This is a genomic window from Paramagnetospirillum marisnigri (assembly GCF_001650715.1).
Lineage (GTDB): Bacteria > Pseudomonadota > Alphaproteobacteria > Rhodospirillales > Magnetospirillaceae > Phaeospirillum > Phaeospirillum marisnigri.
In genome coordinates, this window is sequence record NZ_LWQT01000055.1 from 210379 (window position 1) to 233267 (window position 22889).

Sequence of the window (22889 nt, forward strand, 5' to 3'; positions counted from 1 at the left end):
GACCCTCCTGGTTCGGGCGTGAACTCATCGCCAGGGTAGCCGTCCGCCGTCGACCGGGCAATCCCGGCAGATTTTGCCCCTCACCCCCGCCCCCACGGCCGAACTTGCCGGGCGGAGAAATATTTTCATCAATGAAATCAATGCCATGAAACTGGCATCAGGGTTGCAGTACTCCTGATGTCGTTTTCCGAGGTGAGTCATGTCCGTCTCAGCCGCATCATCATCGCCCGAGCCCTTCGGTTGGGAAGGATCGCTGGTTCCGCGTCTGGCCACCGAGAATGCCGCCACCGCGCCCGGCGCCAATGACCCCGAGCGGCTACACATGTTCGCCGAGGGCGATGATGAGCCCTCGTTCTGGGATTTTCTCGACGTCATCAATCCGCTGCAACACATCCCCCTGGTCAACGATCTCTATCGCGAAGCCACCGGCGACAAGATCGGCGTCGGTGCCCGCCTGGCGGGTGGTGCCTTGTTCGGCGGCCCCATCGGCCTGATCGGCTCGGCGCTCAATGCCGTGCTGGAGGAGGCCACCGGCCACGACGCGGGCGGACACCTGATCGCCCTGTTCAAGGATGACAGCCCCACCAAGGATGCGCCCACCACCGCCATCGCCGCCGCCCCGACCGACGCCAAGACCAAGCCCGAAGCGCCGCAGCAACTGGCCCAGGCCACCGAGACAACCAAGCCCGGCGTGACCGCCAAGACCGTCACGCCAGAAGCCGCGCCGGAAGCCCTGGCCGCCGCCGCCAAGCCACTGCTGCTGCCCGATATGCCGGTGGATACGTCCAAGGCCGCCGCCGCGACTCCCGCCGCCCTCGCCGCCCAGCAGCCGCCGGTCCCCCAGGCCGCCCCCGTCGCCCCGGTGACCAAGACCGCCGCCAATGACGGCGCCATTCGCGCGGTGGACTCGGCCGAGGGCAAGCCCATGCCGCTGCTGGCCGGTCGCCAGCCCCGGCTGATGCCGGTTCCAGGCCGCACCACTCCCATGGCCACCCAGTCGCCGCCCGCCGTGGGAACCAGCATTTCCAACAGCGGCATGCGCTCCAACACCCCGGTGACCGGCGCCCGGCCCAACCGACCGGTGATCACCCCCGCCATGGCCCAGGAAATGGCCGCCAATCAGAGCGCCGCCAATGCCGCCGGAGCCGCCTCGGGTGACTGGTTCAGCTCGGCCATGATGCAAGGCCTGTCCAAATACGAGCGCAACAGCAAGTTGGGCGCGGGGTCCACCGGTTCCGTTACCGAGGCGCAATGATCCCCCGTCCCCTGGGCCGCGCCCTGGCCCAATGCTGGCCGGGGCCATCCCTGATCCTGGTCACCGATCCTTCGCGCCTGCCCGATCCCCTGGCGGCCATGCGCCGTCTGGCGCCTGGCGACGGCGTGTTGCTACGCCACTACGACGCCCCCGATCGCGCCCGGCTGGCGGTGGCGGTGGCGAGACTCGCCCGCCGCCTGCGGCTGGTGCTGCTGGTGGCGGGGGATTGGCGGCTGGCGGCCCGGCTCAAGGCCCGGGGCCTGCATCTGCCGGAAGGATTGGCCCGTCATGGCGTACTGTCACCCGCCCTGGGATGGCGGCGCAGATCAGGCGGCCTGCTGAGCGTGGCCTGTCATTCCCCGGCGGCGCTGGGCCGGGCGAAACGGCTGAAGGCGGATGCCGCCCTGCTGTCGCCCGCCTTTCCCACAAGCAGCCATGTGGGAGCGGTTGTCATCGGTTCGGTTCGGTTTGGAGTGTGGGCGCGCCGCGCCGGACTGCCGGTCATCGCCCTTGGCGGGATCGACCGCCGCACCGCCCGGCGTCTGCCGCCCACTGCCGCCTGCGGCTTCGCCGCCATCGGAGCGCTGGCATGACGACCGACCTAGTGCCTGTCAGAGTTTGGTGGAAGCATTAGCTACACTACCCGTCATGGCCGGGCTCGACCCGGCCATCCATGGACCCCCGGATCAAGTCCGGGGGTGACGAAAAGGAATATAGATTCCACCAAACTCTGACACAGCCTAGAACAGGTGGCCGCCGCGGGTGGCCTTGGTCCTGAGATAGCCCTGATTGTGGTCGTTGGACGGAAAGACGTGGGGCACCCGTTCGGTGACCTCGACACCGTGACGGGCCAGGGACTCCACCTTGCCGGGATTGTTGGTCAGCAGCCGCACCCGCCCGATTCCCAGCAGCCGCAGCATCTGGGCGGCGGGCAGATAGATGCGTTCGTCGTCGTCGAATCCCAGTTGCAGATTGGCGTCCAGGGTATCGAAGCCCGCATCCTGCAGCTGATAGGCCCGCAGCTTGTTGACCAGCCCGATGCCGCGCCCTTCCTGGGCGAGATAGAGCAGCACGCCGCTGCCCGCTTGGGCGATCTCGGCGATGGCGCCGCGCAGCTGGTCGCCGCAATCGCAGCGCAAGGAGCCCAGCAGGTCGCCGGTGAAGCATTCCGAATGCAGCCGAGCCAGCACCGGCTGGTCGGGATCGGGCTCGCCGATGACGATGGCCAGATGCTCGATGCCGCCATCGGAGGGACGGAAGGCGACGATGCGGGCGTTCTCGGCGCCTTCCAGCGGCACCCGGGCCTGGCTGACCTGCACCAGGCTGCGGGCCGCCGTGGTCTGATAGGCGGCGATGTCGTCGGCTTCCACCTGCACCACGTCGAAGGGCGCATGGCCGCCCAACTCGGCCAGCACCGCCGCGGGCAACAGCCGCGACAGCTTGGCCAGGGCGACACAGGCGGGTTCGGCCCCGCTCGCCTTGACGACGTCGAGGCGGGACAGATCGAGCGGGCTGTTGCTTTCGGCGCAGGGATCGGTCAGCGCCGCGATGGTTGCGGCATCGAAACCACTCTGGGAAGACAGGCGGAATACCCCGTCCTCGGTCTCGGTCAGGCCCAGCACCCCGGCACGCCGCCCCGTGACTGCCAGCACCGGCGGAACACCGGCATCGGCTTGCAGCCGGGCCAGGCTTTCATCGCCCACCGCCTCGGCCGCCAGCATCAGAACCCTGAGGCCGGGGGCGCGCACCAGCACGGCGGCGCCGCGCCGCAGTTCGGCGATGGCGCGGTCGACCGCCACCAGCGGCTTGGGGGCCGGGCTTTCCGGGCGGGGATCGAGGTCGAGCTGCCGGGTCAAGGGCGGATCTTCGGTCGAGAAAAACAAGGCGCGCACCATACAGGCTTTCCCTCGGAGGCAAAAGAGGAAGCGGGCAAACGCCTTCGCTTTGCCGCGAAGGGGTGTTCCACTATGATCCGCCTACCATGAACGGCCCGCCCTCCATCCTGCTGATCATCGCCGATGCCATGCTGCGGCAAAGCATCGCCGAGCATCTGGCTGATTCCCTGGGCGCCGCCGTCGCCCAGCTGGCGGAGGACGAGGCCCCGGCCCAGGCGGCCCGCTCCCATCATCTGATCATCCTGGACGCCGAGGCCAATGGCGCGCTTCTGTGCGGCAGCCTGCGCGACGACGGAATCACGGCACCGCTTCTGCTGCTGGGTGGCGATCACGAGGCCGCCGACGAGGTCATGGCCAAGCCGCTGCGCCTGGGCACCCTGGCGGCCAAGGCCTCGGAACTGCTGGCCCGCCGCGCCGCCGGTCTGGAGCCGATCCGCATCGGCCCCTGGCGATTGGAGCCGCAGCGCCGCCTGATGCTGCGCGATGACGGCCGCATGGCACGCCTGACCGACAAGGAGGCCGCCATCCTGGCCCGGCTGGCGCAAGCCGGGGGCGTGGTGGTGGCCCGCGACGTGCTGCTGGCGGAAATCTGGGGTTATGGCGATGGTATCGACACCCATACCCTGGAAACCCACATCTACCGGCTGCGGCGCAAGATCGACCCCGGCGGCGAGCTGCTCCAGGGCGAGGGTGGCGGCTATCGCCTGGCCAGTCCCGCCCTATAGGTCAAGATCCACCATGACCGGCACATGGTCCGAGGGCTGGGTCCAGGAACGGGCTTCGCGCGCCACCAGGGCCGAGCGCAGGCCGGGCACCAGGGCCGGAGTGACCCAGACATGGTCGAGACGACGGCCGCGGTCATTCCTTTGCCAATCATTCGAGCGATAGCTCCACCAGGTGTAAAGCCGCTCGCTGGCGGGAACGAAATGCCGCACCGCGTCCACCAGTCCGGCCGAGGCCTGGAAATCGTTCAGCAGCTCCACCTCGATGGGGGTATGGCTGATCACCTTCAGCATCTGCTTGTGCGACCAGACATCACTCTCCAGCGGCGCCACGTTGAAGTCGCCGGCCAGGATGGCGCGGTCACCCGGCGTGAATGCCCCGGCTGCCCAAACCGCGAGCTCGCGCAGAAAGTCTAATTTATGGGCAAACTTGTCGTTGGCCTCGGGATCGGGGATATCGCCACCCGCCGGAATATAGAGGCAGTGGACCTGAACCCCGCCCTCGAGCCGCACCATCAGGTGGCGGCGGTCGTCACGGCCACAGCGCGACAAGGGTTCTGCCACTTCGATAGGCCGCTTGGACAGCACGGCGACGCCGTTATAGCCCTTCATGCCGTGGAAGGCGACGTGGGGATAGCCCAGCGCCTGACAATCGGCCAGGGGAAACAGCGGGTCGTCCACCTTGATCTCCTGCAGACAGATCACGTCGGGCGCCATCACCATCGCCACCTGGCGCAGCAGGTCGAAGCGAAGCCGGATGGAATTGATGTTCCAGGTGACGAGACGCACGGGCGGGACCCCCTAGGATCATGGTGAAACCGACGAACCGATGGCCTTGGCCATTGGCGAGAAGTTGCGGGCAAAGCCCGGCGCGCCCCATGGCGCGAAAGCCAAGCCCACGGAGGTGGGCGCCCGGCCCATAGGTCCGGGCGGCGTATGCGCCGCAGGACGCTTGAAGGACAATTCTTAAGAAAGCACGAAAAGAGCGCCCGGTCAGGGGGGTAACCGGGCGCTCTATTGGCTCCGTGAGGAGCGTGGGGCTGGCAGGGGAGACCGCCCCACCGGCAGGACCGTTGCAGTCCTCGCCGTCCTTGAAAGGATTTGGGGTGCGGCTGGACGGTTCACAGGCAAGTGATTCGCAATCCAGCCATGCGCTTTACGCATGGCTGGTGGGGCAGCGCAGGAAACAGGCAATCCTGCTGCCTTCCAGCCCAGAATTCGGGCAGAACCTCGGGACGGGACTACCCTCAACTGCTTGGCTTTCCGAGATTTTGCCGCGATTTCGCTGTTGGGCTCGATTCCGGCACGTTCCTTGAAAGGGAGTGGGGGCGGAATATTCGCAAGACGGCTTGCGACCGATCAACCGTGGTCCACCCCTGGCCCGCCCAGACGAGGCGGGTTCCGCACCGGGAGGTTGGGCCCATGGAATTGCATGGGGACCAGAGATGAAGCTGATCATGGCCATCATCAAGCCCTTCAAGTTGGACGAGGTCCGCGAGGCCCTCACGCCGCTGGGAGTGCAAGGCCTGACCGTGAGTGAGGTCAAGGGCTTCGGCCGCCAGAAGGGGCAGACCGAAATCTATCGTGGCGCCGAATACGTGGTGAATTTCCTGCCCAAGGTGAAGATCGAAGTCGCGGTCAACGACGACCTGGCCGATCGCGTGGTGGAGGCGATCCAGACCGCCGCCCGCACCGGCAAGATCGGTGACGGCAAGATTTTCGTTACCGAAATCTCGCAGGCGTTCCGCATCCGCACCGGCGAAAGCAACGCCGAGGCGCTGTAGACCCTTTTCTTCGGTGCAAGCCCCAGCCCGGAAGACCAAAGCCTTGGTCTTCCGGGCTGTTGCATGTCTGGTATCGGTCGATGAAAGAACAGTCCTGCCATCCCCACGACCACGGGGAGGTGGGATCTCTGTCTGGAATGCTGGTTTCAGGCCGGAAGCGTCATTCCAGGGCGGGATCCCTTGCTGCCGCTCGGGATGACAGGACTATCGCGGCGCTTGAGACAGCTTCGGTCTCAGCAGCGGACATGCGCTCATTCCAATGAAACTTCTGTGCCTATTAATTGCTCATAGCCCTCAAACGCTGATTAATTTTCGGTCACCTGTGTGCATCCTCCCCTTGACACCCTTGGGAAGCAACCGGCGGACCCATGGGAATCCCTGAGAATTCCCCGGTTGGCACGGTTCTTGTTACTGGAACGGCAAGCCGACCCCGATGGGTTGGTACGTCCTCTCGCTGAGCCGCTTCGGGGGTAAATATGAGCAATCGTTTGAAGTCCGTCCTTTCCAGCGTAAGCCCGGCGCTCGGCCTTGCGCTCGCCGCCACGGCGGCCTGGGCCGAGGAAGCCGCCGCGCCGGCCGCCGCCGCCGCCGCGCCCGCCGCCCCGCTGGTGGTCGATACCGGCATCACCGCCTGGATGCTCACCTCCACCGCCCTGGTGCTGTTGATGACCATCCCCGGCCTCGCCCTGTTCTACGGCGGCATGGTTCGCAAGAAGAACCTTCTGGCCACCATGATGCAGAGCTTCGCCATCACCGCCCTGGTCACCGTCTTGTGGATGGTCGCGGGCTACTCTCTCGCCTTCACCGGTGAGGGCGCCTTCGTCGGCGGCCTGGACCGCTTCCTGCTCAACGGGCTGGAAAAGGGCTCCATGGCGGTGCCGAACCCGGTTCCCGAAGTCGTCTTCATGATGTTCCAGATGACTTTCGCCATCATCACCCCGGCCCTGATCACCGGTGCCTTCGCCGACCGCATGAAGTTCTCCTCCATGCTGGTGTTCATCACCTTGTGGCTGCTGGTGGTCTATGCCCCCATCTGCCATTGGGTCTGGATGCTGGACGAGAAGGGCGGCGCCGTCGGCTTCCTCGCCAAGATGGGCGTTCTGGACTTCGCTGGTGGCACCGTGGTGCACATCAATGCCGGCGTGGCCGGTCTGGTGGCCGCCATCGTGCTGGGCCCGCGCAAGGGCTATGGCACCGACAACATGGCTCCCCATAACCTGAGCCTGTCCATCATCGGCGCCTCGCTGCTGTGGGTTGGCTGGTTCGGCTTCAACGCCGGTTCCGCGGTCAATGCCGACGGCCGTGCGGGCATGGCCATGGCCGTGACCCAGATCGCCGCCGCCGCCGCCGCCCTGTCGTGGATGTTCGCCGAGTGGATGCTGCGCAAGAAGCCGTCGGCTCTCGGCATCATCTCCGGCGCCGTCGCCGGTCTGGTGGCCATCACCCCGGCCTCGGGCTTCGTCGATCCCAAGGGCGCCCTGGTCATCGGCCTGGTGGCCGGCGTGATCTGCTACTGGGGCGCCACTGGCCTCAAGCACACCCTCAAGTATGACGACTCGCTGGACGCCTTCGGCGTGCACGGCGTGGGCGGCATCGTCGGCGCCATCCTGACCGGTGTCTTCGCGGTGGAAGCCATCGGCGGCACCGCCGGCATGCTGGAAGGCAATGGCGGCCAGGTCATGACCCAGGTCTATGGCGTCCTGATCACCCTGGTCTATACCGGCGTCGTGTCCTTCATCCTGCTGAAGGCCATCGACATGGTCATGGGCCTGCGCGTCACCGCCGAGGAAGAGCGCGAGGGTCTCGACCTCGCCCTGCACGGCGAAACGGTCCACTGATCCTCACCTCCCCGCCCAGCGGGGGACGGATGGGGGCGCCGGGGAAACCCGGCGCCCCTTTTCCTTTCAACTTCACCCTGGGGCCGGACCGGGGAATGGAGTAAAAGGTCAGGGGTCCCGATCCGCATCACGAGCCACCGCCCAAAGACATGATCATCCGTCCCGGCCTCGACGCCCGCCTCGATACCCTGCCAGACTATCCCTTCGCCCGGCTGGCCAAGCTGCTGGGAGCGCCGCCCAACGACGAGTCCATCGTCATGTCCATCGGCGAACCCCAGCACACCCCACCCGCCATGGTGGCCGAGATCATCGCCGCCAATGCGAGCCTGTGGGGCAAGTATCCGCCCGCCAATGGCCCGTTGGAGCTGCGCCGGGCCGTCACCGACTGGGCCAAGTCCCGCTACGGCCTGCCCGATGGCCTGATCGACCCCGAGACCGCCGTATTGCCCGCCGCCGGTACCCGCGAGGCCCTCTACCTGATTGCCCAGGCGGTCTGCGGCGACCGCGAGGGTGGACGGCCATTGGTGCTGCTGCCCAACCCCTTCTATCAGGTCTATGCCGGGGCCGCCGTCATGGCCGGGGCCGAGCCGGTCTTCGTGCCCGGAGCGGATGGCCCCACCAGCCAGCCCGATTTTTCCACCCTGCCCCCCGAGCTGCTGGACCGGGTCGCCCTGGCCTATCTTTGCACCCCGGCCAATCCCCAGGGCAGCGTCGCCGATCTCGGCCTGTTGGACCGCCAGGTCGCCACCGCCCGGCGCCACGGTTTCGTGCTCGCCTCCGACGAATGCTATTCCGAGATCTGGGACAAGTCCCCGCCCCCCGGCGTTCTGGAGGCCTGTGCCCGCGCCGGACAGGGTCTCGCCAATGTCCTGGTGTTCAATTCGCTGTCGAAACGGTCCAGCGTGCCCGGCCTGCGCTCCGGCGTGGTGATCGGCGATGAAGGCGTGATCAAGGCGTTTTCCCGCCTGCGCTCCTATGGCGGTGCCGCCACGCCGCTGCCCATCGCCGCCGCCGCCGCCGCCCTGTGGCGCGACGAGGCCCATGTGGTCGCCAGCCGCGACCTCTATCGTGCCAAGCTGGACATCGCCCAGCGCATATTCGGGACCCGCTTCGGCTTCCGCCGCCCGGAAGGTGGCTTCTTCCTATGGCTGGAGGTCGGCAACGGCGAGGAAGCCGCTATCCGGCTGTGGCGCGAGGCCAATATCCGGGTATTGCCCGGCGCCTATCTGGCGGCCGAGGACAGCGAGGACGGCAATCCGGGAAGCCGCTTCATCCGCGTCGCCCTGGTCCACGACCTTGCCACCACCGAAACGGCCTTGGGCCGGATCGCCGCGATCCTGGGAGGCGCGTAGCACCCCATGGCGGCTCCGTCGCGCAAGACTCGGATGAATAGCGGTTTCCTGCCCCGCGGAACCCTTGAGTTCCTGCGCAGGCGGTTGATCCAGACCGGTGGGGTGGTGCTTCTCGGTATTGGCGCGGCGGCAACACTGGCGCTTGGCACCGCCGATCCTCATGACCCCAGCTTCAACACCGCCGCCGATGGCCCGGTGGCCAACGCCCTGGGCCTGCCCGGTGCCTATCTGGCCGACTTCCTGTTCCAGGCGGTGGGCGGCGGCGGCGGGCTGCCGGTCCTGACGGCGATGGTCTGGGGCTTGGCGCTGATGATCCGGGCCAGTCTGCCCGGCCTGTGGCCCTGGCGCCTCGCGGTATTGCCGCCCGCCATGGTGCTGTGGGGCATGGCGCTGGCCGGGCTGCCCCTGCCCGATCTCGCCGCCCTGCCCGCCGGACCCGGCGGCGCCCTGGGCCGCCTGATCATGGACGGGCTCGCCCTGGCGCTGCCGCCGGAAATCACCTGGATCGCCGGGCCGGGCGCCTTGGTGCTGGCCGTAGCCGCCACGGTCTTCGTGCTGGGCCTGAGCGGCGGTGAATGGGCCGGGCTGGGCCGTCGCTCGGCGGACTGGGCCGCCGCCACCCTGGACGCCGCCTCGTCCCTGCGCCCCTCTTCCCTGTCCCGTGACAGCGCCTTCGACGACCATCCGCCGGATATTCGCCGCGTCGACCCGGTCCTGCGCCGCACTCCGGTGGAGCCAAGCCTGACGCACGGACAGGACCAGGACGATGACGACGAAGAGGACGTCTTCACCCCGCCGCCGCTGCTGCCTGAAGATCCCGTTCCACCCCAGGGGTCCCTGGTCCAGCCCAAGCGCCCCCCGGCGACACCGGGAAAGCGCGAGCGCGCCGCCCGCCAGGGCACCCTGGACCTCGGCCCCCAGCCCGGTCAGGGATACCAATTGCCGCCGCTGGCGCTGCTGGCACCCACGCCCGAACAGGGCGGCATCCGTCTCAATCAGGATGCCCTGGCGCAGAACGCCAAGATGCTGGAATCGGTGCTGGAGGATTTCGGGGTCAACGGCAAGGTCCTGAAGGTGCGGCCCGGCCCGGTGGTGACGCTCTACGAGCTGGAACCGGCGCCCGGCACCAAGACCAGCCGGGTCATTGGCCTGGCCGACGACATCGCCCGGTCCATGAGCGCGCTGTCGGTGCGCATCGCCACCATTCCCGGCCGCTCGGTCATCGGCATCGAGCTGCCCAATTCGCGGCGCGAGACCGTTTACCTGCGCGAGCTGCTGGCCGCCGAGCAGTTCGAGAAGGCCCCGGCCAAGCTGACCCTGGTACTGGGCAAGGATATCGGCGGCGGGCCGGTGATGGTCGATCTTGCCCGCATGCCGCATCTGCTGATCGCGGGCACCACCGGCTCGGGCAAGTCGGTGGCCATCAACACCATGATCCTGTCGCTGCTCTACCGCCTGACCCCGGAAGAGTGCCGCATCATCATGATCGACCCCAAGATGCTGGAACTGTCGGTCTATGACGGCATTCCCCATCTGCTGGCCCCGGTGGTGACCGAGCCGGGCAAGGCGGTGGTCGCCCTGAAATGGGCGGTGCGCGAGATGGAAGACCGCTATCGCGCCATGAGCCAGCTCGGCGTGCGCAATATCGCGGGCTATAACCAGCGCCTGCTGGAGGCGCGCGGCCGCGGCGAGGTCCTGACCCGGACGGTGCAGACCGGTTTCGATCCCGATACCGGCAAGCCGCTCTACGAGGACCAGACCCTGGCGCTGGAGCCCCTGCCCTTCATCGTGGTCATCGTCGACGAGATGGCCGACCTGATGCTGGTGGCGGGCAAGGACATCGAGGCCGCCGTGCAGCGGCTGGCCCAGATGGCCCGCGCCGCCGGCATCCATATCCTGATGGCGACCCAACGCCCCTCGGTGGATGTGATCACCGGCACCATCAAGGCCAATTTCCCCACCCGCATCTCGTTCCAGGTCACCAGCAAGATCGATTCCCGCACCATCCTGGGCGAGCAGGGCGCCGAGCAGCTGCTGGGCCAGGGCGACATGCTCTACATGGCCGCCGGTGGCCGCATCACCCGCGTTCACGGCCCCTTCGTCTCCGACGAGGAGGTGGAGAAGGTGGTGGAGCATCTGCGCGGCCAGGGCGAACCCTCCTATGTGGAGGCGGTCACCGAGGAAGAGGGCGGCGAGTTCGGCCAGCCCGGCTCGGATAGCGGTGGTTCCGGCGACGATCTCTACGACCAGGCGGTGGCGCTGGTGCTGCGGGAAGGCAAGGCCTCCACCAGTTTCGTGCAACGCCACCTCCAGATCGGGTATAACCGCGCCGCCAGGATGGTGGAGCGCATGGAGTCCGAAGGTGTGGTGGGCAAGCCCAACCATGTGGGCAAACGCGAGGTTCTGGGCCGCACCGGCGCGGAGTATTGAGGTCTCAACACCAAGACACCAAGTCACCAAGATGGCTCACCCTTATTCCGTCACAATCTTGGTGTCTTAGTGCCTTGGTGGTTCATGAATGGAAATCCGAGGCGATGCGATATTTAAAAATCCTGGCGATCCTGTCCCTTGCCCTTTGGGCCAACCTCGCCCAGGCGGCCGAGCCCAAGCGCGCCGCCCTGTCCGACGCCGAGCGGGCCGAGGTGGAGCGGGCCGAGGCCTATCTCAATTCCATCACCACGCTCAAGGCCCGCTTTCTCCAGGTCTCGCCCAACGGCGCCTCGGTGGAAGGCGACGCCTATCTGTCGCGCCCCGGCCGGTTGCGGCTGCAATACGATCCGCCCAGCCCGCTGCTGGTGGTGGCCGATGGCAGTTTCCTCATCGTCCATGACCAGCAATTGGGCGAACCCAGCTGGATTCCGCTCAATTCAACCCCGGCGGGCATCCTGGTGCGGCCCAATGTCCGGCTGAACGGCGCCGATGTGGCGGTGACCCGGGTGGTGCGCCAACCCGGGGTGGTGCGGGTCTCGATGGTGGAAGCCAGCGAACCGGCGGCGGGCGAGATCACCCTGGTGTTCTCGGACCGGCCGTTCATGCTGCGCCAATGGCAGGTCAAGGATGCCCAGAACCAGGTCACCACCGTGTCGCTGTTCGAGGCGCAAAGCGGCCTGACCCTTGATCCCAAGCTGTTCGAGTTCCGAGACCCCAAATTCACCAAGCCCAAGCTGAATCTCTAGCCATGGCGGAAGCGCTGTCCTTCGACGTCCTGATCATCGGCGGCGGGCCGGTGGGTGGATTGCTCGCCACGGTGCTGGCCCAGGCCGGGGTGACGGTGGCGGTGGTGGAAGCCGCGTCGCCCGAGGCGCTGGCCCGGCCCGATTCCGACGCCCGCGCCATCGCCGTGGCTTATTCCGCCCAGAAGCTGATCCGGGCCAGCGGCGCCTGGGAGCAGATGGCCCCCGAGGCCGGAGCCATCTTGGAAATCCGCGTCACCGACGCTGGCTCGCCGCTCTGCTTGCATTACGACCACCAGGATATCGGGGACGAACCCTTGGGTTGGATCGTGCCCAATCCCGCCATCCGTCGCGCCGTCACCGCCCGATTGGTCGCCGCCCCCGCCGCGCGGCTGTTCGCGCCCACCCGCCTCAAACGGCTGGAACGCCTGGCCGGTCGGGTGGAGGCCGAGTTGGAGGACGGCCGTATTTTGCGCGCCTCGCTGGTGGTGGGCGCCGACGGCCGGGGCTCCAAGACCCGCCAGGCCGCCGGTCTGGGCCTGGTCCGGCGCGATTACCGGGTTTCGGGGATCGTCTGCACCATCGAGCATGCCGAGCGCCATCACGGCATCGCCCATGAGCGGTTCCTGCCCGGGGGCCCCTTCGCCATCCTGCCCCTGGCGGGCCAGTGTAGCGGCATCGTCTGGACCGAGGCCAATGCCGTCGCCGCCGCCATCTGCGGCCAGGACGACGACGCCTTTCGCGCCGAGCTGGCGGCCAAGATCGGCGGATTCCTTGGGGATATCACTCTGGTCGGCCCCCGCTTCCACCATCCGCTGACGCTTCAGTTCGTCAACGAAATGATCTCCCACCGCCTCGCTTTGGTGGGCGACGCCGCCCATGGCATGCATCCCATCGCGGGCCAGGGCATGAATATGGGCATCCGCGACGTCGCCGCCCTGGCCGAGGTCATCGTCGATGCCCGCCGCCTGGGCCTCGACCCCGGCACCCCCCAGGTGCTGGAGCGTTACCAGCGCTGGCGCCGCTTCGACAATCTGCTGATGCTGGGCCTGACCGACGGGCTCGACCGGCTGTTCTCCAACGGCATCGAGCCGTTGCGCCTCGCCCGCCGTCTTGGCTTGGCCACCGTCGACCGCCTGGATCACACCAAGCGCTTCTTCATGCGCCATGCCATGGGAGTGGTGGGCGACCTGCCCCGCCTGCTCAAGGGCGAACGGCTTTAGCCGAGGATATCCGCCGCCTTGGCCTTCAGGGCGGCCAGGAAGTCCTTGGGATCGCCTTCCACCTGCAAGCCCCGCTGGCCGCCATTGAGGAACACCCGGGGATGGTCCAGGGCGGTGATCTCCATCACCGTGGGCACCGCCTTCTTCTGGCCGAAGGGAGAAATGCCGCCCACCACATAGCCGGTCAGGCGCTCGGCATCGGCCGGCTTCATCATCTGGGCCGATTTTCCCCCCACCGCCGCCGCCAGCTTCTTCATGGAGACCTCGCGATCCGACGGCAGCACGGCACAGACCGGCTTGGAATCCACCAGGGTCATCAAGGTCTTCAGCACGATGGCGGCCGAGACCCCCAGTCCCTCGGCCGCCTGCATCCCCACCTTCTCGGCATTGGGGTCATAGTCGTAGCTGTGGACGGCATAGGCCAGCCTGGCCTTGTCCAGGGCCTGGGTGGCGCGGGTGGTCCGCGACATGGCTCAGGAACAGCCGCAGCTGCCCGCTGCCTTGCCCGAGCCGCAACCGCCCGGTTTGGGCGCGGGCGCCGGGGACAGCGCCGGGTCGCGCGACAGGCCCGCCGAGTCCAACTCAGCCAGGTAGTTGGCCCAGATGGCATCCTGCTGCTCCCCCAGGGCATAGAGGTAGTCCCAGGAGTAGATGCCGGAATCGTGCAGGTCGTCGAACACCAGCTTGACGGCATAGTTGCCCACCGGCTCGACGCCGATGATGCCCACATGCATGCGGCCGGACACCAGTTTCTTTTCCGACGGGCTGTGGCCCTGGACCTCGGCCGAGGGGCTTTCCACCCGCAACAGCTCGGCGGGCAGCACGAAGCGTTTGCCATCGGAGAACAGCACGCTGAGGGTGCGCGCCACCTTGTCGACCTTGATTTCCTCGGGCCAGGGCTTCTCGATGGCGCTCATTTCGCCTGCTCCAGGCTGCGGGCCTCATCGGCCAGCATGATGGGAATGCCGTCGCGGATGGGATAGGCCAGGCCCGCCTTGTCGTCGATCAGCTCCTGGGCCTCGGCATCATAGCGCAGCGGCGCATGGGTGCCCGGCGCCACCAGGATTTCCAGCAGCTTGGTATCGAAAGTGCCGCTCCGTTCGGCCATCAAAGCCTCCTAATGGATGGACGAGCCGCTGCTTTCCATCAGCAGCTCCTTCTGGATCATGGCGGTCATCAGGCGACAACGCTCGGCATGGTTCACGGCCTCCAGCAGCACCTGCTTCTCGTCGGGCGAGAACGGGCAGGCCATGGCCAGCCGGGTGGTCAGGTCGGCGTCATCGGCCTTTTCCAATTGGGCAAGGTCGGTGGCCATTCCAAGCCCCGCCAGATAGGTATGGACGATGGCCAGCAGGGCGCGACGGTCCACCGGACCCTTGTCGCCCCCGGCCAGATCGTCGAGATAGGCCAGGAAATCGGGCCGCACCCGCCGGTAACCGGCACGGCCCTCGGCCTCGGCCTTGACCCGGAAGCGGCAGACACCCGCCACGGTGATGAGATAGCGGCCGTCGCCGGTCTCGCCGAAGGCGGTGATGCGGCCCAGGGTTCCCACCTCGTGCAGGCCCGGCACGGTGCCGCCCTCGTCTTCCCTCGGCTGTACCAGCGCCAGCAATCGCCCGGCGCCCAGGGCATCATCCACCAAAGCGAGGTAACGCGGCTCGAACACCATCAGCGGCATGGAGCCGCCGGGCAGCAGGATGGCGCCCGCCACCGCGAAGACCGGCACCGCTCCCGGCAAGTCCTGGCTTTGCATTCCGCGCGGCAGGGTCATGGGCGGCCCGTCACGCGAACATCATGGTGGACAGGCGCGAGCGGCCCGATTTGGCCAGGGGATGGGCGAAGCCCAAGACCTCGAAAATCTTGACCAGTTGCTTGCGCGCCGCGTCCTCGTTCCAGGCCCGGTTGCGGCGGTACAGCTCCAGCAGTTCGTCCACCGCCGCCTCGGTCTCGTTGGCGGCGTAATAGGCCAGGGCCAGATCAAAGCGAGCCTGATGGTCGTCGGCATCCTGGGCCAGCCTGCGACGCAGATTGGCGGTCTCGCCCGAGGCCGTCGCCGCGGTCTTGGCCAATTCCAAGGCGGTGCGCACCGCCTGGATATCGGCATGCTTGGCCAGGGCGGGCGGCACCCGGGCCAGCATCTGCTCGGCCTGTTCGGCATCGCCCAGCGCCATCAGACAGCGCAGCAGTCCGGCCAGGGCGGGCGCATTGTCGGGATCGTGCTGCAACACCTGCTGGAAGATCCCGGCGGCGGTCTGGGCATCGCCCTCGGCCAGGATCTGCTTGGCCTCGGCCACATAGTCGTCCAGGCTGGGACCGGCACCCGCCGTCAGCTTGGCGATGAACGCCTTGATCTCGCTTTCGGGAATGGCTCCGGCGAAGGCGTCCACCGGGCGGCCATCCTTGAAGGCATAGACGGTGGGAACCGATTGCACCCGCAACTGCGCCGCCAGCTCCTGATTGCGGTCGACGTCGATCTTGACCATGCGCACCGCCCCCTTGGCGGCCAGCACGGCCTTTTCCAGCATGGGGCCAAGCTGCTTGCAGGGGCCGCACCAGGTGGCCCAGAAATCCACGATCACCGGCGCGGCGCGGCTGGCCTCGATCACATCGGTAACAAAGGTGGCGGCGCTGCCGTCCTTGATCAGATCCTTGGCGGCCCCGGCAGCGGGTTTGGCTCCGGAATTGAAGATCATGTCCATGGCGAGGGCTCGTCCAATATCGGCGTTTCGTCCCGCAATAGATGGACCGAAGCCCGGCGGCTGGCAAGTGCAAACCCCCTTTGTGGACAGCGTCGGACAGCGTCTGTGAAATTCCTGCAAAAAAGGGCTTGCGTCACTCGCGGCTTTTCGTATTATCCGGGCCTCCGAACGCGCTGGCGCGGTCGGGACGCCGATAGAGCGGGCGTAGCTCAGGGGTAGAGCACAACCTTGCCAAGGTTGGGGTCGAGGGTTCGAATCCCTTCGCCCGCTCCAATCGGACCAATAAAATCAATGAGTTAGTGAAGCCGCCTTCGGGCGGCTTTTCGCTTTTTGGCGTATACGGATTATAAACGGTTCTGCCCCTGTATAGACGGAATTATGATGCTCTCAATGGGTTGCGAGAGAGCAGGGTATGGCGCAGGACAACGATAATCCGGTCAGGATTCAATGGTGCGCCAAATCAAAATTTGTGGTCTGCATGCCCCCGGATTGGTAGCATGTCCGCCATATGTCGAACGTTTTATCCCGCAACAACCTGATTGGGAGCCGCTGAGATGTTGCACCCCAAAAATCAGCCATTTCCCGCACATCTTTTAGATTTTTCTATATTGGTCGTCGAGGATTGTACGACGACCAATAAAATTATTAAGAAGTTGTTATTAGTAGATGGGTTTAAAAACATTCACTCTGTAAATAATGGTCAAGAGGCAATCAAATACCTCGATTCTGTCGAGAGAGTACCTGATATAATCCTTGCGGACTGGTTAATGCCAAATATTGATGGATTGCAACTTTTGGAACATGTAAGAAATATTAGTCCACATTGCATTTATATTATGGTTACGGTTCTAGATAATCAAGAAGACGTTATGTTAGCAAAGGCTCACCATGTCGATGGTTATATTGTTAAGCCTGTAACCAGACGTAAGCTTATCGATGAAATTGAATTGTCTGTATCAAGACTATCTATTGCTCATGATTGAGTAATAGATTTTAATTTACTGAGCGTTGCCATAAACGGTTTTGCCCCGACTTAGACGGAATTATGATGCTCTCAATGGGTTGCGGGAGAGCAGGGTATGGCGCAGGACAACGACGATCCCGGCAAGAAACCCACGAAATTGGGACGAGAGCCAAAGGACACCCTCGTTGCTATCAACGTGCTGAGTGATCGCAAGCATTATCGCCCATCCAATTCCCCCTGACCGGGAATCCACCACCCCATCAGCCAGCCCAGTCATCTCTGTTCAATGGTGCGAGCGGGTGGCTAATATCTGCCGTAACCAGAGGTGCTGCATGAGTCTTCAATTTAGATATGGGTTTCGGGCAGTTTCCGCCATCACCGTTCTGGTGGTGTTTGCGTTGTCGCTGATTCGCTACAATGAATTTTTAACAATGCGTGAAGATGCACAATCTAAACGATCAAATTTTGAGGTACAGATTCAAAGACGAAATAATCTATTTGGCAATCTAATTAACTTGACACTAAACCATGCCGCACTTGAAAGTTCTGTTTTTAATCATGGCGCAGATAAGCGCACTGAAGGCTTGGCAAATAGCTCTATTAAACATGAAATTTTTGGAATAGAACAAATTTTAGCTAAAAATGGATTTAGTTCTGCTTACGGTAAAATCATGGCTTATTCCGAAAGCTATCCAGACATCAAATCAGTAAAATCATATAAATCAACCATGTCTTCCTTGGTTGAAATGGAAGAGAGAATAGCAAATAATAGAGTGTTGTATAATGAATCTGCTTCAAAATTTAATTCTGAAATTAGAAAATTACCATGGAAGTACCTTGCAATAATTACTGGATTCACAGAGAGAGAATATTTCCACCAAGGACAGGAAAATACTGCTATTATCAACGCCCCAATTGTTGCTCCTGAGATGTATAAACAATTGATCCCTTTAGATAATTCTCATGCGCCTCATAAGTCTCAATAATTATTTATATATATTATTCTAAAAGGTTCTCCGGATTATAGACGGAAGTATAATGTTCTCGCTAATTTACGGGAGAGCAGTGTATGGCGCAGGACAACGAGAACCCCGGCAAAAAACCCACGACAATGGAAAGAGAGCCGAAGGGCACCCTCGATAGCCGGACATTCCGAGACGGGCAAATCTACCTGTTCCGCCGTCAGGACTACGTAAAGCCGATCTGGTTTTGCCGGATCAAGGTTCCGTCTATTTCCGGTTATGTCTCCCGCAGCACCCGAACGACCAACGAACACGAGGCATTTCGGTTCGCCGAAGACCTCTATAACCGGATGCTGGTCAAATCGATCCAGGGGCACGACATCAACGGTAAGAGAGTGTCGGCTGCGATCACGGAATACGTTGAGGCTCAGACCGCCACCGCCTCCCAGAAACTCTCGACCAAGCTTCGGTGCCAGTATCTCGAACGGATCAAGCCGTTCTTCGGGACGCTCCAACTCAATGAGATGACGACCGCCACCGTGGTTGATCTGCTGGCTTGGATGGAGAAGCACTCCAGGACCAATGAACTGTCGCCGAACACGATCAAGAGGTATGCGACAGACCTGAAGCAGTTCCTCAATTGGGCGCTTGAGAAGGACTACATCGCCAAGATTCCCTCATTCCCCAAACTGCGGATCGGTCACAATCGCCGCCCTCACTTCGACCAGCGGGACTACGCCAAACTGACTCGGTATCTGAGGGAGTTCGTGAAACACGAAAACTCGAAGACCGTCCGGGATCGAACGATGCTGGCGAATTACGTCCTTATCCTCGCTAATACCGGGATTCGGGTTGGGGAGGCTCGGACGCTCAAGTGGAGAGACATTCGGGATATTCCGGCGTCAAAAGCTGGAGAATCGGCAAATATCGCCCTCTATGTAACCGGCAAGACGGGTCCGAGAGAGGTTGTCGCCAGGACGCCTGACGTGAAGACGTATCTCAAGCGGCTGCTCTAGCTTCGGATCGATGAACTGGAGGGGGTCAAGCCCAAGCCTGACGGCTTCGTCTTCTGCAATCGGGATGGCGAGGCTATCGGGTCATTCAAGAAGTCGTTTGCCACCCTGATCAAGGATGCCGGTGTGGAATTTGACAGCCACGGTGCCCGCCGGTCGATCTATTCCCTCCGTCACACGTATGCGACGTTCCGCCTCCAAGAAGGTGTCCACCAGTTCATTCTTGCCAAGAACATGGGGACCAGCACGGCGATGTTGGAGCGCCACTACGGGCACACGTCCAACATCGCCTCTGCCGATGAACTGACCAAAGGCGGCAGCTTCAAGGGTGGGAAAAAGTCCCAGGCGGTCGATTGGCTGCTGGACTAGGACTTCCGCTTCCGACCAAGACCTTTAGCCAGAGCCGCTTGAGAATCCTTGGCGGCTCGCTCATTGATCAAGCTGATCAGGCGTTGATCACCGCTTTTCACGTCGTGAACCAGCGACTGGTAGATCCCTTTCAGGGCGTCCAGAGACTCCGCTTCATAGAAGCCTTTATCGTTAGGTTCAGCCGTGAAAATCAGCGGCGACCTGAGAACCTTGAACGACACAAGGTTGGTTCCAAATTCCTTTGTAATAAGCTCGAACCAATCAGACCGACCGTTAATCGGATCACCAGCAAGAACCTCATCGATACGTTTAATCTGCTGATTAACCTTTTCGATAAAGCGGCTCTCTGGAGTGCTTTTGCTGACGCCGGGCTTGGCTGGCTTGGTTTGGGTGGCTACCTTCAGCTTATCAAAAAAAGACATTTTTAATCCCTCACGCCCATTATGTCGCTAGATTTGATAGCAACAAATTTTACTGGTTTCAACATATTAATAAAATGTATTATTATGACATATAAATTGTAAATTTCTGCTCTCCCCGTTGTCTCCCACCGAGTCTTTCCGGACGCTCTTCATATTGGTTATGAAGGGCTTCCGTGATGTACGACCTCACCACCGATCAGAAGCAGGCGTTGCTGGAAATCGTCAGCGATTCCATCCCTGCCCCGATCATGTATGGCGACTTCACCGATCTCCTCCATGACCTCCTCGACGATATCGCCGGATTCGAGACTGTCTCGGATGCCGAGCGGATCGAATTGATCAACGAGTTATGGAGACAGCACGACATGTCCAAGAAATCCGATAAGCCGGTTGAGCCGGATCAGACCGAAGCCACCCAGGATGATGCCGCCGTTGCCGAAGCTATTGCCATGGCGGTCTCAGTGGGGAAGGACCTTATCGCTGGAGGGGCGACCAAGGCTTTCACAGCATGGTCAATGTTCGAGTCGATCAACCACCTCCCCAGAGAGATCGTGGTCAAGGCATTCATCGACGGTGCCGGTCTGACCGAGAAGGGTGCGATGACGTACTGGTATAATTGTCGCCGGAAGGCTGGTCGGGTGAAGCTTTTAGGAGACCCAAACGGGGTAACAGATTGATGGAAGGGAAGGGGTTGTTTTTGAAAATTTCTTTATATCTCACGTATAAAAAAGAGAGGGGTGAAGGGATAATAACCCCTTCACCCCTTCCCTTTTACGCAGCTTCCTCATCATCTATGAAACTTGATAAGTCTAGCTGTTGCAAAAACCTATATGTAGACCTTCTAGTTTTAGAATCCAGCTTGTGTTCATATAGATACAAACCTTCTGGTGCATCAATAAGGATTCTCTTAAGCTGGATCGGAAAACTTCCCAGGCTTGTTTTTGTTTCTGGGAATCTGTCTTTTTTCCATTCCACATAATTATAGTACAGCCTATCTATCCCCATAAAATCTCGATATCCTCCTGTCTCATAGATTGAAGCAAGCCATGCTTCCATTGCTGTAGAGGCTTTTTGCTCCTTCTGAAAACTCATCAGGATTTGAAGAATCTCAGAGCCTTCAAGCGGTGATGCAGCGTTCTCATCCACAGACCGCCACAGGTCCAACGGATCGACCTTTTCCTGCAACTCGCTCATCACCAGGTACAGATCCTGTCTCACCTCAATCTGGAAGAACCGTCGTAACCCGGTCGGATCATGAAAAACCTCTGCTAGATCCAGATTTCCGGCACCGAAGAACGTAGACATGATCCGTCCCTTCGTTGCCTCCCCGTATAGCTTCCTGAACATGGCGGTTTCGCTGGTCATCAGATTTTTGACCTTGGCGTAATCCGCCTTGTCAGCCCGAGCTACCTCGTCGAACAAGATGATCGGTGTGTCCCTGAGAAAGATCGTCTTTTCATCGTGTTCGAACATCTCGAACGTCGTGCTGGTGACGCCCTCCTGAACCGGCTCAAAAAACCACTTCAGAAAGGTTGACTTGCCACACCCTTGACGCCCCCGGAGGTACGACATGATGTGCTGACTGACGGGCTTGCCGTTGAGCTTGTTCTTAACCCGCCAGACTGCCCCTCTCAGGACCGCAGACGCTGCTGCCACATAATCGGGATCATCGACCCTGCGCAGAAGCTTTCTAACGATGAAATCCCATTGATCTGGGGCATCCTCGGTAAAGGCGATCTTCGCCTTAAACACGCCCAGATGCTCCTCCAAGGTTTCTTGCTTCCAGTTTTTCCACCCAGCCATCATCAAGTCTCTGCGGACTTTATCAATATGGTTGGAGCAAAGAAGGAAAATCTTGTTGAACATATAGTCGTCTGATACATCCACGCCATTAACGGTCAGCCTGTGGTCTAGTGAGTAATGAACATTGTTGGCTTTTGCCCACTTGTTTACATAATCAGCGTAACCGTTAAAAACGCCTCCAAGCTCAATCTTCATGGTCATTGATTTGCACAATGCGTCAATGTCTTTCCCTAACATTTGGGTGTGATTCAGCAGAGCGCTTTTCAAATTTTCTACCGTGGCAATGTCTGTTCCACTCCATTCTTTGGCTAGATAAATGATGGATTTAAGCTTGTCCTTATCAGTTAGCTTAGCATCGGCAGGATAGGAATTCAGTTGTTCGATATATTCTTCTAGTGCCATAATCATATAATTTCTCCTAAAATGAGATGCCGAAAGAACCGTTCTTTCGATTATTAATTCTCTCACATTAGGCTATTTTAAAATCGGGCAGGGTTCCTTGTTTTGAACCCTGCCCGGTATCCGCTTAGTGGTTATTGATGTAGTGAATCAAAGAGCCGAACCGAGGGCTCTTATCGTGGTCATAGCCTCTGAACAGAGCGTCATATTCTCCAGACCTCTCTGCTGGGAAATGTCTCTGCATTAGGCTTTTCGCAATCTCCACCCCACATTCGCTCGCACATGCGAATGCAATCAGTCGCCAATCGTCATAGGTCGGTCTGGAATCCCTCTTGGCAGCCTCCATCAACGCCTTTTCCAGCTTGTTCGGGGTGACATTGCTGACCGTGAATTCTTCACCCCGAGTCACTGCTTTGGACCGTTGCGGTTGAGGTGGAGAGCATTTCTCTAGCCAGAAATCCATGAGGTATTTCGGGATGGTCTTGAGGTCATCAGAGCAGGTTGGCTGGTTGATCCAGCGGTATCTCCCGGTCTCTGGGTGAGGGCTTGGGGGAATAACTGACTGAGACCCAGCCCAGCGGAATTCTAGTTTCTTACCGGGTCCAACCTTAATGGTTTTAAGTGAAGCCCAATATTCTTCTGGAACTGAATAGGCAATCTGTGCCCGTCCAGGCTTTCCGCTGGTCCACATGACGCTGTTGGTTGGTTTCTTTTGAAACTGCTGTTGATAGAATTCAATTGCCTCAGTTCCATCAAAGTCTAAAGCCATAACCCCACTTGATAGTGGACCTAGGAGCAAGCCATAGCCATATTTTGTAAAGTCAATTTGTTCATAGGCAAGAGGCTTATTTGTCCAGTCTTTTGTGACTGGGCTTTTCTCAAGAACTGGTGTAAAACGCCAATTTTCCATAACCAAAACCGTCATTATTTTATCTCCATAAAACTATGGCGCCCGCTATCGTGCGGGCGCCAACCTAGTTATCGCACTTGTTTATTTTTTGCATTCTCTGCAATAA

At 61.5% G+C, this 22889-nt stretch carries 25 protein-coding genes and 1 tRNA gene; 16 read left to right on the top strand and 10 right to left on the bottom strand.

Translation table 11 applies throughout. The annotated features are described in order from the left end of the window. Nucleotides 1-199: 199 nt before the first annotated feature. Both A6A04_RS10900 and A6A04_RS10905 read left to right on the top strand, forming a co-directional pair. Nucleotides 200-1255: a hypothetical protein gene (locus A6A04_RS10900; protein ID WP_068492723.1), complete on the top strand. Its 1056-nt coding sequence runs from the start codon at nt 200-202 to the stop codon at nt 1253-1255. Continuing rightward, a complete protein-coding gene (locus A6A04_RS10905) occupies nt 1252-1848 on the top strand; it encodes a thiamine phosphate synthase (protein WP_068492725.1) in 597 nt (198 codons plus the stop codon). The genes A6A04_RS10900 and A6A04_RS10905 overlap by 4 nt, the downstream gene beginning before the upstream one ends. 147 nt (nt 1849-1995) lie before the next feature. On the opposite strand, the gene ribA is transcribed toward A6A04_RS10905, so the two are convergent. Next, the gene (gene ribA / locus A6A04_RS10910; protein WP_068492908.1) at nt 1996-3111 is read right to left on the bottom strand and encodes a GTP cyclohydrolase II; all 1116 of its coding nucleotides are present in this window, start codon (nt 3109-3111) and stop codon (nt 1996-1998) included. A 125-nt stretch (nt 3112-3236) separates the two neighbouring features. Between ribA and A6A04_RS10915 the strand changes: the two genes are divergently transcribed. Beyond that, nucleotides 3237-3875, top strand: coding sequence for a response regulator transcription factor (locus A6A04_RS10915; protein ID WP_068492727.1), 639 nt, complete (start codon nt 3237-3239; stop codon nt 3873-3875). Here the strand turns inward: A6A04_RS10915 and xth are convergent. Then, entirely contained in the window at nt 3870-4661 is a 792-nt protein-coding gene (xth, locus tag A6A04_RS10920; protein WP_068492729.1) for an exodeoxyribonuclease III, read from the bottom strand. The genes A6A04_RS10915 and xth overlap by 6 nt on opposite strands. Nucleotides 4662-5317: 656 nt before the next feature. Between xth and A6A04_RS10925 the strand changes: the two genes are divergently transcribed. The 6 genes from A6A04_RS10925 to A6A04_RS10950 all read left to right on the top strand — a co-directional run bounded on the left by A6A04_RS10925 (nt 5318) and on the right by A6A04_RS10950 (nt 13242). Further along, nucleotides 5318-5656, top strand: coding sequence for a P-II family nitrogen regulator (locus A6A04_RS10925; RefSeq protein WP_068492731.1), 339 nt, complete (start codon nt 5318-5320; stop codon nt 5654-5656). 476 nt (nt 5657-6132) lie between these two features. Continuing rightward, nucleotides 6133-7494: an ammonium transporter gene (locus A6A04_RS10930; RefSeq protein WP_068492733.1), complete on the top strand. Its 1362-nt coding sequence runs from the start codon at nt 6133-6135 to the stop codon at nt 7492-7494. A gap of 149 nt (nt 7495-7643) precedes the next feature. After that, nucleotides 7644-8846 carry an aminotransferase class I/II-fold pyridoxal phosphate-dependent enzyme gene (locus tag A6A04_RS10935; protein ID WP_068492735.1) on the top strand — a complete coding sequence of 401 codons (1203 nt, stop codon included), beginning with the start codon at nt 7644-7646 and terminating at the stop codon, nt 8844-8846. Between the two features lie 6 nt (nt 8847-8852). Then, nucleotides 8853-11276, top strand: a complete 2424-nt coding sequence (locus A6A04_RS10940) for a DNA translocase FtsK (protein WP_068492737.1) — start codon at nt 8853-8855, stop codon at nt 11274-11276. Nucleotides 11277-11380: 104 nt separating this feature from the next. Beyond that, entirely contained in the window at nt 11381-12022 is a 642-nt protein-coding gene (locus tag A6A04_RS10945) for a LolA family protein (RefSeq protein WP_068492740.1), read from the top strand. A gap of 2 nt (nt 12023-12024) precedes the next feature. After that, nucleotides 12025-13242: a UbiH/UbiF/VisC/COQ6 family ubiquinone biosynthesis hydroxylase gene (locus tag A6A04_RS10950; protein WP_068492741.1), complete on the top strand. Its 1218-nt coding sequence runs from the start codon at nt 12025-12027 to the stop codon at nt 13240-13242. On the opposite strand, the gene ybaK is transcribed toward A6A04_RS10950, so the two are convergent. From ybaK to trxA, 5 genes are read right to left on the bottom strand one after another with little or no spacing between them, the layout of a single operon-like run. Further along, a complete protein-coding gene (gene ybaK, locus A6A04_RS10955; RefSeq protein WP_068492744.1) occupies nt 13239-13712 on the bottom strand; it encodes a Cys-tRNA(Pro) deacylase in 474 nt (157 codons plus the stop codon). The two genes, A6A04_RS10950 and ybaK, sit on opposite strands and share 4 nt — an antisense overlap. 3 nt (nt 13713-13715) lie before the next feature. Next, on the bottom strand, nt 13716-14159 hold the full coding sequence (locus A6A04_RS10960) for a gamma-butyrobetaine hydroxylase-like domain-containing protein (protein WP_068492746.1): 444 nt from the start codon (nt 14157-14159) through the stop codon (nt 13716-13718). Then, on the bottom strand, nt 14156-14350 hold the full coding sequence (locus A6A04_RS10965; protein WP_068492748.1) for a Trm112 family protein: 195 nt from the start codon (nt 14348-14350) through the stop codon (nt 14156-14158). Before A6A04_RS10965 ends, A6A04_RS10960 begins: the two co-directional genes overlap by 4 nt. Nucleotides 14351-14359: 9 nt before the next feature. After that, nucleotides 14360-15013 carry an LON peptidase substrate-binding domain-containing protein gene (locus A6A04_RS10970; protein ID WP_068492750.1) on the bottom strand — a complete coding sequence of 218 codons (654 nt, stop codon included), beginning with the start codon at nt 15011-15013 and terminating at the stop codon, nt 14360-14362. 10 nt (nt 15014-15023) lie between these two features. Then, nucleotides 15024-15941, bottom strand: coding sequence for a thioredoxin (trxA, locus tag A6A04_RS10975; protein WP_068492752.1), 918 nt, complete (start codon nt 15939-15941; stop codon nt 15024-15026). A gap of 198 nt (nt 15942-16139) precedes the next feature. Here trxA and A6A04_RS10980 point away from each other — a divergent pair. The 6 genes from A6A04_RS10980 to A6A04_RS10990 all read left to right on the top strand — a co-directional run bounded on the left by A6A04_RS10980 (nt 16140) and on the right by A6A04_RS10990 (nt 19249). Then, nucleotides 16140-16214 (top strand) — tRNA-Gly (locus A6A04_RS10980). A 281-nt stretch (nt 16215-16495) separates the two neighbouring features. Next, complete coding sequence (locus tag A6A04_RS21650; protein WP_082914848.1) at nt 16496-16924, top strand: response regulator transcription factor; 429 nt, start codon at nt 16496-16498, stop codon at nt 16922-16924. A gap of 96 nt (nt 16925-17020) precedes the next feature. After that, the gene (locus tag A6A04_RS23430; protein ID WP_281196769.1) at nt 17021-17146 is read left to right on the top strand and encodes a hypothetical protein; all 126 of its coding nucleotides are present in this window, start codon (nt 17021-17023) and stop codon (nt 17144-17146) included. A 91-nt stretch (nt 17147-17237) separates the two neighbouring features. After that, complete coding sequence (mamQ, locus tag A6A04_RS21655) at nt 17238-17891, top strand: magnetosome protein MamQ (RefSeq protein WP_082914849.1); 654 nt, start codon at nt 17238-17240, stop codon at nt 17889-17891. Between the two features lie 83 nt (nt 17892-17974). Then, nucleotides 17975-18883, top strand: coding sequence for a tyrosine-type recombinase/integrase (locus tag A6A04_RS10985; RefSeq protein ID WP_068492754.1), 909 nt, complete (start codon nt 17975-17977; stop codon nt 18881-18883). Nucleotides 18884-19006: 123 nt separating this feature from the next. Then, nucleotides 19007-19249: a site-specific integrase gene (locus A6A04_RS10990; RefSeq protein WP_068492756.1), complete on the top strand. Its 243-nt coding sequence runs from the start codon at nt 19007-19009 to the stop codon at nt 19247-19249. Here A6A04_RS10990 and A6A04_RS10995 read toward each other — a convergent pair. Beyond that, a complete protein-coding gene (locus A6A04_RS10995) occupies nt 19246-19671 on the bottom strand; it encodes a hypothetical protein (RefSeq protein ID WP_068492758.1) in 426 nt (141 codons plus the stop codon). The two genes, A6A04_RS10990 and A6A04_RS10995, sit on opposite strands and share 4 nt — an antisense overlap. A gap of 176 nt (nt 19672-19847) precedes the next feature. Between A6A04_RS10995 and A6A04_RS22905 the strand changes: the two genes are divergently transcribed. Then, on the top strand, nt 19848-20348 hold the full coding sequence (locus A6A04_RS22905) for a hypothetical protein (RefSeq protein WP_216636093.1): 501 nt from the start codon (nt 19848-19850) through the stop codon (nt 20346-20348). 94 nt (nt 20349-20442) lie between these two features. Here the strand turns inward: A6A04_RS22905 and A6A04_RS11005 are convergent, their stop codons facing one another. Both A6A04_RS11005 and A6A04_RS21660 read right to left on the bottom strand, forming a co-directional pair. Continuing rightward, a complete protein-coding gene (locus A6A04_RS11005) occupies nt 20443-21882 on the bottom strand; it encodes a VapE domain-containing protein (protein ID WP_068492760.1) in 1440 nt (479 codons plus the stop codon). Nucleotides 21883-22000: 118 nt separating this feature from the next. After that, nucleotides 22001-22798 (bottom strand): bifunctional DNA primase/polymerase, encoded by a 798-nt coding sequence (locus A6A04_RS21660; RefSeq protein WP_082914850.1) that lies wholly within the window; start codon nt 22796-22798, stop codon nt 22001-22003. Between the last annotated feature and the right edge of the window lie 91 nt (nt 22799-22889).